General features: G+C 73.0%; 11 protein-coding genes. 5 read left to right on the top strand and 6 right to left on the bottom strand.

The features are described 5' to 3' along the window. Window positions 1-227: 227 nt before the first annotated feature. On the bottom strand, window positions 228-785 hold the full coding sequence (locus ACFXKG_RS14695; protein WP_384837514.1) for a hypothetical protein: 558 nt from the start codon (window positions 783-785) through the stop codon (window positions 228-230). Window positions 786-1,005: 220 nt separating this feature from the next. Here ACFXKG_RS14695 and ACFXKG_RS14690 point away from each other — a divergent pair, with 220 nt between their 5' ends. Then, on the top strand, window positions 1,006-1,758 hold the full coding sequence (locus tag ACFXKG_RS14690) for a hypothetical protein (protein WP_384837511.1): 753 nt from the start codon (window positions 1,006-1,008) through the stop codon (window positions 1,756-1,758). Window positions 1,759-1,806: 48 nt separating this feature from the next. Here ACFXKG_RS14690 and ACFXKG_RS14685 read toward each other — a convergent pair whose 3' ends face one another. Together ACFXKG_RS14685 and ACFXKG_RS14680 are read right to left on the bottom strand one after the other, a co-directional pair. After that, on the bottom strand, window positions 1,807-4,290 hold the full coding sequence (locus tag ACFXKG_RS14685; RefSeq protein ID WP_384837508.1) for a PQQ-binding-like beta-propeller repeat protein: 2,484 nt from the start codon (window positions 4,288-4,290) through the stop codon (window positions 1,807-1,809). 241 nt (window positions 4,291-4,531) lie between these two features. Beyond that, window positions 4,532-5,488 (bottom strand): VOC family protein, encoded by a 957-nt coding sequence (locus ACFXKG_RS14680; protein WP_384837505.1) that lies wholly within the window; start codon window positions 5,486-5,488, stop codon window positions 4,532-4,534. 284 nt (window positions 5,489-5,772) lie between these two features. Between ACFXKG_RS14680 and ACFXKG_RS14675 the strand changes: the two genes are divergently transcribed. From ACFXKG_RS14675 to ACFXKG_RS14665, 3 genes are all read left to right on the top strand, one after another. Then, window positions 5,773-6,420, top strand: coding sequence for a TetR family transcriptional regulator (locus tag ACFXKG_RS14675; RefSeq protein ID WP_384837503.1), 648 nt, complete (start codon window positions 5,773-5,775; stop codon window positions 6,418-6,420). 29 nt (window positions 6,421-6,449) lie between these two features. After that, window positions 6,450-7,178, top strand: coding sequence for a pyridoxal 5'-phosphate synthase (locus tag ACFXKG_RS14670; protein ID WP_384837500.1), 729 nt, complete (start codon window positions 6,450-6,452; stop codon window positions 7,176-7,178). Window positions 7,179-7,305: 127 nt separating this feature from the next. Next, the gene (locus ACFXKG_RS14665; protein WP_384837497.1) at window positions 7,306-8,517 is read left to right on the top strand and encodes a flavin-containing monooxygenase; all 1,212 of its coding nucleotides are present in this window, start codon (window positions 7,306-7,308) and stop codon (window positions 8,515-8,517) included. Here the strand turns inward: ACFXKG_RS14665 and ACFXKG_RS14660 are convergent. Continuing rightward, the gene (locus tag ACFXKG_RS14660) at window positions 8,492-9,853 is read right to left on the bottom strand and encodes an MFS transporter (RefSeq protein WP_384837494.1); all 1,362 of its coding nucleotides are present in this window, start codon (window positions 9,851-9,853) and stop codon (window positions 8,492-8,494) included. The two genes, ACFXKG_RS14665 and ACFXKG_RS14660, sit on opposite strands and share 26 nt — an antisense overlap. Window positions 9,854-9,912: 59 nt before the next feature. Between ACFXKG_RS14660 and ACFXKG_RS14655 the strand changes: the two genes are divergently transcribed. Then, window positions 9,913-10,971, top strand: a complete 1,059-nt coding sequence (locus ACFXKG_RS14655) for a GlxA family transcriptional regulator (protein ID WP_384837491.1) — start codon at window positions 9,913-9,915, stop codon at window positions 10,969-10,971. Between the two features lie 55 nt (window positions 10,972-11,026). Here the strand turns inward: ACFXKG_RS14655 and ACFXKG_RS14650 are convergent, their stop codons facing one another. Continuing rightward, on the bottom strand, window positions 11,027-11,590 hold the full coding sequence (locus tag ACFXKG_RS14650; protein WP_384837488.1) for an ATP-binding protein: 564 nt from the start codon (window positions 11,588-11,590) through the stop codon (window positions 11,027-11,029). A 470-nt stretch (window positions 11,591-12,060) separates the two neighbouring features. Then, a complete protein-coding gene (locus ACFXKG_RS14645; protein WP_382886427.1) occupies window positions 12,061-12,591 on the bottom strand; it encodes an EF-hand domain-containing protein in 531 nt (176 codons plus the stop codon). Between the last annotated feature and the right edge of the window lie 23 nt (window positions 12,592-12,614).

Here is a 12,614-nt window from a genome sequence, read left to right as displayed (position 1 = left end):
ACAACCCGGCTCACCCCGCCCCTGATCGGCGCCGGGGGCGCGCCCGCGCCGTCGCCGGCTCTCGCCGGCGACCAGCACGTCACCGATCACCCCCGGGACTCGCATGTCAGCGTCGAAACCCAGGACGTCCACGTCACCTGACGCCCCAGCCGTCCGACCGGCGGTACAACAGCGGAGAGGGCCGAGCTGCGCGCTCGGCCCTCTCCGCTGTCGCCGTCGCCGGCCGGTCAGGTGTCGAGGGCCGTGCTCACCGCGCACTTCCGCACGCGGGACAGCTGGCGCGGGCTGTCCATCGCCACCTTGACCGTCGCCGTCTCGCCGCTCTCCAGGTCGATCTCCGTCTCGCCGGAGTCGACGACCCGGCCGGTGGCGTCCGTGAACGTCACGTCGATGTCGTAGCGGTCGGCCGCCCCCACCGGGGTCTCCACCCGTACGGTCGCGTACGTGACCGCCTTGCGCTTGCCCTTCGCCGGGCGGACGCAGGTGACGATCCGCGCCTCGACGCCGTCCGCGGTCCCCGTGACGGCGGGCGTCGGCGTCGGGTCGTCGTAACTGCCGCCGGACGAGCTGTCATCGTCGTCGTAGGCGTTGTGGTGGGAGCCCGAGTTGTACCCCGACGACCCGTTGCTCTTCTTCGAGTTCGAGCAGCCGCCGCCGCTGCTGCTACTACTGCTCGACTTCCCCTTGCTTCCGCTGCCCCGCTTGCCGGCCTTGGACGAGGAGAACCCCGTCAGAGCCAGCACCACCACGACCAGTACGGCCGCGAACTTCAGACGTCGACGCATCAAGGCCGAGTCACTCCCCCCGTTGGAAACGTACAACTACTCAGCACCGCTCGGCGGCCCCCAGGGGCCCCATGGAGCGGGGCTCGCATGAACCTGCCAAGTGCGCGCGACAGGGTAGCAGCGCGTACGGACAGCCGCAGGCGCCACATGGCGCACACCAGGCACCCGGCGTAGCGTCGGCACCTGGAGCAGGATTCCGCACAGCCAAGGAGGCCGGGCGATGGTCCGCAACATCTTCGGTTCGATCCTCGCTCTCGCGGGGGCAGCGGCCGCCGTCTTCGGGCCGTTCCACGCCTGGTACGACGGGCGGGCCGGACGCGACTACCGCGTCGCCGATCTCTTCAACGGTGTCACCCCGAACGGGTCCGGGCTCGTCACCTCGCTCCTGCTGCCCTTCGCCTTCGCCGCCCTGGTCACCCTGGTCGGGGTGGTGGCCCGCTCCCGTCTGCTGGTGGCGCTGGCCGGACTGATCGTCCTCGGCTTCACCGTGCTGTGGATGGTGCGTCAGGGACAGGCGGCCGGCTCCCTGGCCATCAGCGGGAACGGTTCCGGTCTGGGCATCGGCGTCGCGTACACCGCGGGCGGCGGGGCGGCGCTGCTGCTGGCCGCGCTCCTGATGTCCGGCCGCCGGCGGGCCGGGCGCGACGACTGGGAGCGGGCGCCCGCACCCCAGCAGTACGAGCCGCAGCAGTACGAGCCGGGGCCTTACGAGCCCCAGCCGTACGACCCGCGGGACTACGGACAGCAGGGGCAACAGGGGTACGGGCAACAAGGGTACGGGCAGCAGGAGTACGGGCAGCGGGGCTACGAGCCCGACCCCTGGCCCGAGCCCCGGTCGCAGCAACAACAGCCGCAGCAACAGCAGCCGCACGACGGCGACACGCAGTCCCTGCCCGTCACCGGCCAGTGGTACGAAGAGCCCGGCAACGACCCGCGCGGCGGCAACCGGCCCCGGAACCCCCGGGGCTACTGACACACCGGCGGCGCGGGACCGGGGCTCCTGACGCCGCCGCGGCGCGGGCTACCGCGAACCGCGTCCCGTCGCCGTCCCCTTGACCGCGTCCAGCGCGTACACGCACCGGTCCTTGCTGCACGCGTACACCACGCCCCGCCGTGCCACCGGCGACCCCGTGATCTCGCCGCCCGTCGCCAGCTTCCAGCGGAGCTGGCCGCCGCTCGCGTCCAGCGTGTACAGCACGTGGTCGGCCGAGCCGAAGTGCAGCCGCCCGTCGGCGACGACCGGGGCGCCGATCACCTCGCCGCCCGCCGCGAAGCGCCACTTGGGCGTGCCCGTGACCGCGTCCAGGGTGTACAGCGCGCTGCCGCTGCCCACATGGACATTGCCGTCGGCGACCAGGACCGGCTCGATCGACTGCCGGGACTCGGTCGCGATGCGCCAGCGGTCCTTGCCGGTGGTCGCGTCGAGCGCGTACACCGTGCCCAGGTAGTCGGCGAGGTAGACGCCGCCGCCCGTGACGGCCGGGCCCGGCGCGAAGGCCGGCGGGGAGAGGAAGACGGCGGGCGCCTCGAAGTGCCAGCGGACATGGCCGGTGGCGAGGTCGACGGAGAGCACCCGGGTGCCCGCCGCGACGTAGAGGTGACCGTCGGAGGCGGGGCTCACCCGTACGGGTACCCCGCCGCAGGAGGCCGCGTCACCGATGGGGTACGACCACCGCTCCGCGCCCGAGCGCGCGTCCAGCGCCTGGAGCCGCGCGTCCTTCCAGACGAAGACCGTGCCGTCGACGATGGTGGGGCCCGACTCCGGGGTCTCGAAGTCCGTCTGGGCGCCGGCGATCTCCCACAGCCGCTCGCCGCTGGACGCCTCCCACGCCTGGACGCCGCCGCCGCGGGTGCCGGTGACGACCGTGCCGCGGTCGACCTTGAGGGAGTACACCCACGAGGTGGTCTGGAGGCGCCAGTGCTCCGTGCCGCTGGTGCCGTCGAGCGCGTAGAGCGTCGGACCGTCCGAGGCGTGGATCCGGCCGCCGGCCACCGCCATCGCCCAGGCCACGTCCCGGGTCTTGAACTGGCGGCGCCCGCTGGCCACGTCCAGCGCGTGGACCTCGAAGGACGTGACGTAGAGCAGCTCACCGTCGACGACCGGGGTCCCCCAGACATCGTTGGACATCCGGAACCGCCAGGGCCGCCAGCGCTGGGCCTCCCCCGGCACGTCGGGCGGCTGGGTGGGCACGGGCAGCGGCGGTACGGCCGGGTGCGGCGCTGCGTGCGCCGGCTCCGCGCCGGTCAGCCCGGCGGGCGGGCGGATCCAGCCGGTGGCGGGGCCCGCGTCCGCGACGGCGTGCGTCTCCGCGACGCGCGGCCCGGGGCCGATCGGGACCGGCGCGCCCGGCAGCCGGACCGGGCTGGCGGACGGCGCGGCGGCGGGCAGGGCGGCGCCCGGTCCCACGGGCCGCGCCGCGTGCTGCCCGCCGGGCACGGCGCCCTGGGCGGCGGCGTGCGCACCGCCGTGTCCGCCGCCCTGGCTCGCCCGGCCGGCGCCGTCGGGGCGCCACGCGGCGTCCCAGTCGGGCGCCTGCGCGGGCCGCGGCGGCCGGTGCTGGGGCTGCGGCGGTACGGGAGGGGCCGCGGGGCGCGCGACGGCGGCGACCCGGCCGCCGTTGCGGCGGCGCTCGATCATCGCGGTGGCGGAATCCGGCAGCCAGGCCGAGGCCGTACCGCTGTCGTCACTGCCCGAGGCGAAGAGATGCGGGGCGAGCTGCGCCTGGAGGTCGGCGGGCGAGGGCCGCAGCCCGGCGTCCATCTGCATACAGGATTCGATGAGCGGCCTCAGCTCGTCCGGCAGCCCCTCCAGGTCCGGGCCCTCGCGCAGCAGCATGAAGACCGTCTCGACCGGGTTCGCCCCGTGGAAGGGGGCGTGTCCGGTGGCGGCGAAGACGAGGGTGGACCCGAGGGAGAAGATGTCGCTGGCCCCGGTCACGCTGCGGGAGTCCCTGGCCTGTTCGGGCGACATGTACGCGGGCGTGCCGACCGCCACGTTCGTCATGGTCAGCCGGGTGTTGGAGACACCGGAGGCGATCCCGAAGTCGATGACCCGGGGGCCGTCCTCGACCACCAGCACGTTCGACGGCTTCAGGTCGCGGTGGACGAGACTGGCGCCGTGGATCGACTGGAGGGCCTCCGCGATCCCGGCGGCCAGCCAGCGCACCGCCTGGGCCGGCATCGGACCGCACTCATTCACTATTTCTTCGAGCGAGGGCGCGGGCACATACGCCGTGGCCAGCCAGGGCACGGCGGCCCGTGGATCGGCGTCCACCACGGCAGCCGTGTAGAAGCCGCTGACGGCGCGGGCCGCCTCCACCTCGCGCGTGAAGCGGACCCGGAAGAGCTGGTCCTCGGCGAGTTCGGTACGAACGGTCTTGATCGCCACGCGGCGACCTGACGCCGATCGAGCGAGATAGACCAGCCCCATGCCGCCGGCCCCGAGCCGCCCCAGCACCTCGAAAGGGCCGATACGCCTCGGGTCGTGCTGCGTCAGCTGCTCCACTTGCCTGCCACCTCCCCGTACGGGCCACAAAGGTACGGCCCCCGTGCGCCCTGATTCTTCCTGCCGGAGGCGGCGGTTGCGAACCCGGGGGCGGATCGGGGTGTCTCGCCCCGTTCCGGACAACCACCCACATCTCCACCCGCCGCGACGCCCGCCTACCGGGGATTGTCCCCCGCATCGCCGGTCGCAGTCCCGTCACGGCCCAGGCTCCGCTACGGACAAACCCTAGGGCCTGGAGACCCTAAGTCCGTTTCCAGCCCAGCCGCCGTTTTCTGCCGGACTCGGGCTCCGATCCGGACTCGGGCTCTGATACGGATTCCGGAGCGGATTCCGTCAGGGGCGCCTCCGGCGCTTTCGGCGCGTCCGGCGCTTCCGTTTCTTCCGCCGGGCGTTCCTCCAGTACGGCGAAGGACGCACCCTGGTTGTCCACCAGGACCGCCATCCGCCCGGACGCGATGTCGAAGGGCGGCGCGGTGATCCGGCCGCCGAGCCGGACCGCCGTGCCCGAGGTCCTGTCGCAGTCGGCGACGGAGAAATAGCTCAGGAAGTGGCCGGGCAGCTCCGCGGGGAAGGCGTCCGTGATCACGCTGCGCCCGCCCACGGCGCCCGCCTCGCCCGGTGCCGCGCCCGGTGCCGCGTCCGCCGGGAACCACATGCGGAAGTCGACGCCGGAGCCCCCACCGCCGGAGGCGTCCGCGCCGGGGACGTCCGCGCCCCGGAAGCCGAAGACGCTCTCGTAGAAGGGGTCCACCCGCGCCTTGTCCCTTGTGTAGACCTCCGTCCAGCAGAAGGATCCCGGCAGGCCCTTCTTCTCGAACCCCGCCTCGTCGCCCGCCTGCCAGAGCCCGAAGACCGCGCCGGCCGGATCCGCCGCCTGGGCCATGACGCCGGACCGCCCCACCGCCACGGGCTCCCGGACGAGCTGACCGCCCGCCTCCCTGATCCGCCGGCTGAGCGCGACGGCGTCGTCGGTGGCGAAGTAGACGCCCCAGACCGTGGGCATCCTGCCGTCCCGCTTGGCGACCAGCCCCGCGACCCGCTTCCCGTCGCTGAACGCCTCCGTGTAGTGCCCGCGCTCGGCCCCGGCGGCCCGGCCGAAGGTCCAGCCGAACAGCTCCCCGTAGAAGCGCTTGCCCGCCTCCAGATCGGGGAGCGACACATCCACCCAGCACGGCGTGCCCTCCGCGAATGCGGCCATGGACCGGATCCTTCCCTGTGCACGGGCGTGTGGCGCCCGTCACAGCAAAGCTAATGCGGATTGGCCGGAAATGCAGCGGATGAAATCGAACAATTGGTTCATTGTCCCAGGGTGAAGCCGTCGCCACCCCGAGTTATCCACCGAAGTTGTCCACAGGCTGTTGATAACACTAATCCTGTGCACAACCTGGGGACCGGCCCCCGCGGTCCCGTGCGGGAGATGGCCGGTTCCCCATTTGCACTCGGCCAAATCGCGCTCCGATCACCCCTCGGTAAGCTGACGGCATGACAGGACAAGTGCGCACCGTCGACGGCCGCGTGGCTGGTCGACGCGGACAGGCGACGCGGCAGAAGCTGCTCGACTGTCTCGGCGAGATGCTCAGCTCCTCGCCGTACCGGGACGTGAAAGTCATCGACGTCGCCCGCAGGGCGGGCACTTCACCCGCGACGTTCTACCAGTACTTCCCGGACGTCGAGGGCGCGGTCCTCGAAATCGCCGAGGAAATGGCCAAGGAGGGCACCGGGTTGACCGGGCTGGTCTCCGGCCGCTCCTGGATCGGCAAGGCCGGGTGGCAGACGTCGGAGGAGCTTGTCGAGGGGTTCCTCGATTTCTGGCGCAAACACGACGCGATCCTCCGGGTGGTGGACCTGGGCGCGGCGGAGGGCGACAAGCGGTTCAACAAGATCCGCCTGAAGATCCTCAACTCGGTGACCAGCTCCCTGACGGAGTCGGTGACCGAGCTCCAGTCCAAGGGCCGCGTCGACAAGGACGTCAGCCCGGCGGCGGTGGCCGGCTCGCTGGTCGTCATGCTCGCCTCGGTGGCCTCGCACCAGAAGGGCTTCCAGAGCTGGGGCGTGAAGCAGGCCGAACTGAAGCCCAATCTCGCCCTGTTGGTCCACCTCGGCATGACCGGCAAGAAGCCCACGAAGTAGCGCGCCGAAACGATCCGGCAATCCACCCCATGGGCGGCACCGACACCGGCCACGGCCACCCCCAGGAATCCTTTCGCACCCTCCTGCACGCCCAGCGCGTCTGGGACACGGGCGGCGCCCCACTGCCCGCCTTCGACCCGGCCACGGCGCCCGCCGACCCGCTGACACTCTTCCACCGGTGGTTCACGCAGGCGGTGGCCGCGCACCAGCCCGAGCCGCACACGATGACGCTCGCGACCGCCGACGAGCAGGGCCGTCCGGACGTCCGGACACTGATGCTGCACGACGCCGACGACCACGGATGGCACTTCGCCTCCCACGCCACCAGCCGCAAGGGCCGCCACCTCACGGCCCGCCCCGAGGCCGCCCTCGGCTTCTACTGGCCCACGCAGGCCAGGGCCGTACGCCTCAGAGGCCCGGTGCGGACCGCGACCCCGCGGGCGAGCAGCGCCGACCTCCACGCCCGCTCGACGGGCGCGCTCGCCTCGGCCCTGGTGGGCCGCCAGAGCGACGTACTCGCCTCGCCGGAGGAACTGGCGGAAGCGAGCCGAACGGCCTGGGAACAGGCCTGCCGCGCCCCGTTCACCGAGGCCCCCACCTGGACGGCGTACATCCTCGTCCCGGACGAGGTCGAGTTCTTCCAGGGCGAGGAACACCGCCGCCACGTACGCCTCCGCTACCGCCACCCCACCGAGAGCCCCCGGCCCGGCACATCGGTACGCGAGTTCGCCTGGGTACGCGAACTGCTGTGGCCCTGACGCCCCACCCCGCGATTGGTGCCTCCGGTGGGTGGTCGGTTGCCGTGCGGCGGGCGTGATCGATTCGCAACCGGTTTCCTTCTTGACCGGCACCCAACAAGTGGGCAGCCAATTACGCTCAGGTTTCATGTGTGCAGATTTCGACCTCGCCGATGAACGACCTGTGTACGTCGTCGGAGGCGGCCCGGGCGGGCTCGCCGTCGCCGCCGTCCTGCGCCAACAGGGCGTACGAGCAGTCGTCCTGGAGAAGTCGGGGGCCGTCGGGGCGTCCTGGCGCGGCCACTACGAGCGGCTGCGGCTGCACACCACGCGAGCCCGGTCCGGGCTGCCGGGGCTCAAGATGCCGCGCTCCTTCGGGCGTTGGGTGGCGCGCGCCGATGTGGTGCGGTACCTGGACGTGTACGCGGCCCACCACAAGCTGGAGATCGTCACCGGCGTGGAGGTCACCCGGATCGACCGCTCCCCCGACGGCGCCGGCTGGCTGCTGCGCGCCTCGGGCGGACGGGAGCTGACCGGGCGCGCGGTCGTCGTGGCCACCGGGTTCAACCACACCCCCCGCGTGCCCTCCTGGCCGGGCCGGGAGGCGTACGAGGAGGCCGGCGGGGCGCTGCTGCACGCCGCCGCGTACCGCAACGCCGCGCCGTACGCCGGGAAGGACGTCCTGGTCGTCGGCGTCGGCAACACGGGCGCGGAGATAGCCGTCGACCTCGCCGAGGGCGGCGCGGCGCGCGTACGCCTCGCCATCAGGACCGTTCCGCACATCCTGCGCCGCTCCACGCTGGGCTGGCCCGCGCAGCTGACCGGGATCCTGGTGCGCCGGCTGCCGACCCGGCTGGTCGACGCGGCGGCCGCCGTCCTGGCCCGGGTCGCCGTCCCCGACCTGGCCGCGCAGGGGCTGCCCCGCCCGGACACGGGGCTCTACTCACGGGCGCGTGAGGGCGCGATCCCGGTGCAGGACGTGGGCCTGATCAAGGCCGTACGGAAAGGGAGAGTCGAGCCGGTGGCGGCGGTGGAGTCCTTCGAGGGGAACGGGATCGTCCTGGCGGACGGCTCGCGGATCACCCCCGAGGCCGTCATCGCCGCGACCGGCTACCACCGCGCGCTGGAGGGCCTGGTGGGCCATCTGGGCGTGCTGGACGCCCGGGGCCGCCCGGTGACGCACGGCCGCCGGACCCCGAAGCAGGCGCCCGGTCTGTACTTCACCGGCTTCACCAACCCCATCAGCGGCAGCTTGCGCGAGATGGCCCTCGACGCGCACCGGATCGGGAAGGCGATCGCCCGCCGGAGCCGGGCCCGGAATCGGCAGAAGGGCGCTACGCCGCCTTCCGTCCGCGCCTGATCACCAGCGCCATCAGCGCCGCCACCGCACACAGCGCGCCCGAGGCGTACCAGATCACGTCGTACGAGCCGAAGACGTCCCGCGTCACACCGCCCGCGAAGGCGACGACCGCCGCCCCGACCTGGTGCGAGGCGAGGACCCAGCCGAAGACGATCGCACTGTCCTCGCCGTAGTGCTCCCGGCAGAGAGCCATCGTCGGCGGGACCGTGGCGACCCAGTCCAGCCCGTAGAACACGATGAAGAGGACCATCGACGGGTCCGTCGGCTGGACGGCCGGCGCCAGCAGCATCGGCAGGAAGAGCAGCGAGACGCCGCGCAGCGCGTAGTAGACCGCGAGCAGGCGGCGCGCCTCGTAGCGGTCGGTGAACCAGCCCGAGGCGATCGTGCCGACGACGTCGAAGACACCGATCACCGCGAGCAGCGACGCGGCGGCCGTGATCGGCATGCCGTGGTCGTGCGCGGCCGGTACGAAATGGGTCTTGACCAAGCCGTTGGTCGAGGCGCCGCAGATCGCGAACGTACCGGCGAGCAGCCAGAACGGCCCCGTGCGCGCCGCCGACGCCAGCACCGACAGCGCGCGCCGCGCGGCGCCCCGCACCGGTGCGGGCTTGGGGGCGAACTCCGGTGCCCCGTACGCGGACAGGCCCACGTCGGCCGGGTGGTCGCGCAGCAGCAGCCAGACGAACGGGACCACGGCGAGCGCGGTCAGCGAGACGGTGACGGCGGCCGGGCGCCAGCCGTGCGCCTCGACGAGCCAGGACAGCAGCGGCAGGAAGACCAGCTGCCCGGAGGCGCCCGCGGCCGTCAGGATGCCGGTGACCAGCCCGCGCCGGGCCACGAACCAGCGGTTGGTCACCGTCGCCGCGAAGGCGAGCGCCATCGAACCGCTGCCCAGGCCGACCAGAACGCCCCAGTACATCACCAGTTGCCAGGCGGCGGTCATCCAGACCGTCAGCACCGCGCCCGCCGAGATCATGGTCAGCGCGACGGCGACGACCTTCCGTATCCCGAAGCGGTCCATCAGGGCCGCGGCGAACGGCGCGGTCAGCCCGTACAACGCCAGGTTGACGGAGACCGCGAAGCCGATCGTGCCGCGTGACCAGTCGAACTCCGTGTGCAGCGGTTCGATCAGCAGACCGGGGAGCGAGGCGAAGGCGGCGGCGCCGATGATCGTCACGAAGGTGACGGCGGCGACGAACCACGCCCGGTGGATCCGCCCCGGCGCGCGCGGTGCAGGGGCGGGAGCAGAAGCCGGGTTGGGGACGGGGACGGGTGCGGGGGTGCCCTTCGCGCCGTCCGGGGTGAGGTCCGTTGACTGTGTCACGTCGGACAGCATCCGATGCGGGATCCGGTCGTACGAGTGGCCGGATGGACACCCTTCGCTAGGATCGGGCCATGCCTCACCCACCGCCGCACCGCCCGCACGGCCCGCACCACAGGGACCCCGCGCACCGCGTCGCCGTGCTCGCCCTCCCCGGTGTGATCCCCTTCGAGCTGGGCATCCCGCAGCGGATCTTCGGCCGCGCCCGCAGTGCCGCGAAGGAGCCGCTGTACGAGGTCGTGACCTGCACCGTTGGGGCGCCGGGCCCCGTATCCACTGACGCCGACTTCTCGATCCTCGTCGAGCACGGGCCCGAGGCGCTCGCCACCGCGGACACCGTCGTCGTACCGGCGTCGTACGAGCTCGGCCCCGTCCACACGGACGGCGTCCTCACCGAGGAGCTCGCCGCCGCCCTCGCCCATGTCCGGCCGGGCACCCGCATGGTCTCGATCTGCACCGGCGGTTACGTCCTGGCCGCCGCCGGGCTCCTCGACGGGCGGCCCGCCACCACCCACTGGTCGTCCGCCGCCCACTTCCAGCGGCTGTTCCCGCGCGTCGCGGTCGACCCCGACGTGCTGTTCATCGACGACGGCGACATCCTCACCTCGGCCGGGGTCGCCGCCGGGATCGACCTCTGCCTGCACATCGTGCGCCGCGACCACGGCACGGCGGTCGCGGGCGAGGTCGCGCGCCGGACGGTCGTGCCACCGCACCGGGACGGCGGCCAGGCACAATACATCCGGCGGCCCGTCCCCGAACCACAGGCGGCGACCACGACCGCGGCGCGCGCCTGGGCGCTCACCCGCCTCCACGAGCCCATCCAGCTACGGGACATGGCCGAGCGGGAGTCCATGTCCGTACGGACGTTCACGCGCCGGTTCCGCGAGGAGGCGGGCGTCAGTCCCGGGCAGTGGCTGGTGCGGCAGCGGGTCGAACGGGCCCGTCATCTGCTGGAGTCGACGGACCTGTCGGTCGATCAGGTGGCACGGGACTGCGGGTTCGGTACGGCGCAGTCGATGCGGCAGCATCTCCAGGCGGCGCTGGGCGTCCCGCCGACGGTGTACCGGCGTACGTTCCGGGCGGGCGCCGCCACCGGCACCGACTCCGGTGCCATGGCCGGCGACCGGCGATAGGCCCCGCCGGCCGACCGCGCCCCCGCCGACCGGCCGTGCTCCGCCGGGCGTCGGGCTACGCCGGGCGCGGGATGCCGTACGACGGCTGGTACGGCGCCGGGCCGTACCCCGCGGCGGCGCCGTAACCACCGGTGCCGGAGCCCGGGACCGGGCCGTGGGCGCTCGGTGCGCCGGACGCCTGCGACCTGCCCGGGGAGTCTTCCGCGGCGGTGTCCGGCGCGCCCCGGTCCACCTCGCACCAGATCCGCTTGCCCGCGCCTTCCGGCTGCCACCCCCACCGGTCGGCGAGGCCGTCGACCAGCTCCAGGCCACGGCCGTTGGTGTCCTCGCCGGCCGCGTGGCGGGGGCGCGGCGGGCAGGCGCTGATGTCGGCGACCTCCACCCGGACGGTGCCCGCCTCCGCCGCGCCCGAGCCGAAGAGCATCCGCAGCACGGCAGGGCAGCCGGTGTGCACCACGGCGTTCGTGACCAGCTCGGAGATGAGCAGGATCAGCGTCTCCGCGACCGGCTCGTCATCCCCCATGCCCGAACCGACGAGCCTGGATCTGGCCCATCTGCGGGCCCGCCCCACCTCCGCGGGGTCGGGCCCGATCTCCAACTGAACCTGGAGCACCTGCACCGCTCACACCATCCGAACCGGCGGACACATCGCCTCGCGCCTCGACAGGGTTCTCGACGAGATCACCGAACGTGATTCCCTTGCGAGACAGCATGGTTGACGTACAGTCACCACAACAAGCGCTTCGGGCATATTCCAGCGCGAAGGAGTAGGCGTGGTGCATACTGTGCGACGCACGCTGAGGGGAGTCGAACACCGGCGCGCACGGCGCACTCGCGGCGCCCGAGCGGCGCACACACCCGACGCGGGCACCGCCGTAACGGCACCACCGCGCGCTTCGCGCCTCACTACCTCTCGCACCCGACGGAGCGTACCGGAGCCGGGTCACGACTCCGGCGCGTGACGGCGAACCGTAAGGACACAACCCGGTATCGACCGCGCCGGCCGCCCTCCCGCCACGCACGGTGACGCATCAGAGGGCTGAGGCCAACGCTTTCCGTACGGTCGGATCCGGGCGCGCCCCGGCCCGATCAGGGTTCCGGCGTCACGTAGTACGCGGCGAACCCCTTCAGGATCTCCGCCTCACCGATCCGCCCGTCGCCGTCCGCGTCCAGCTCGCGGGCGACCCGCACCGCCGCCTCGGGCTCGACGCCCAGCACCCGCAGCGCCCGCTCGGCCGCCGCCGGGGTCACGGTGCGGCCGTCGCCGGATGCCGCGCCGGCCCCGCCCGCGACCGCGATCGCCGCGCTCAGGAACGGCCGGGCGATCTCCGCGAACCGCTCCGGGTTGTCACGCAGCCGCTTCACCGCGCCGGTGACGAACTCCTGGCGGCTGACCCGCTGATCACCGTCCACGTCCGCGATCCCGGCCATCCCCTGCCAGAACGCCTCGGCCCCGCTGTAGAGCGCCTGCCCCTTGTCGGAGCGGGCGGTCGTGCCGAACTCGGCGAGCAGCGCCGCCGCGGCCCCGCTGAAGTCCTCCCGGTCGATGTAACCGCTGCCGTCCTGGTCGAATGCCGCGAACCTGGAGGCGATCTTGCCCTCGTATTCTGCGCTGTCCATGCCCGGAGCGTACGACGACCGAG

This window comes from Streptomyces sp. NPDC059255, assembly GCF_042752355.1.
Classification (GTDB): Bacteria; Actinomycetota; Actinomycetes; order Streptomycetales; family Streptomycetaceae; genus Streptomyces.
This window is presented reverse-complemented; position numbering and strand designations above follow the sequence as displayed.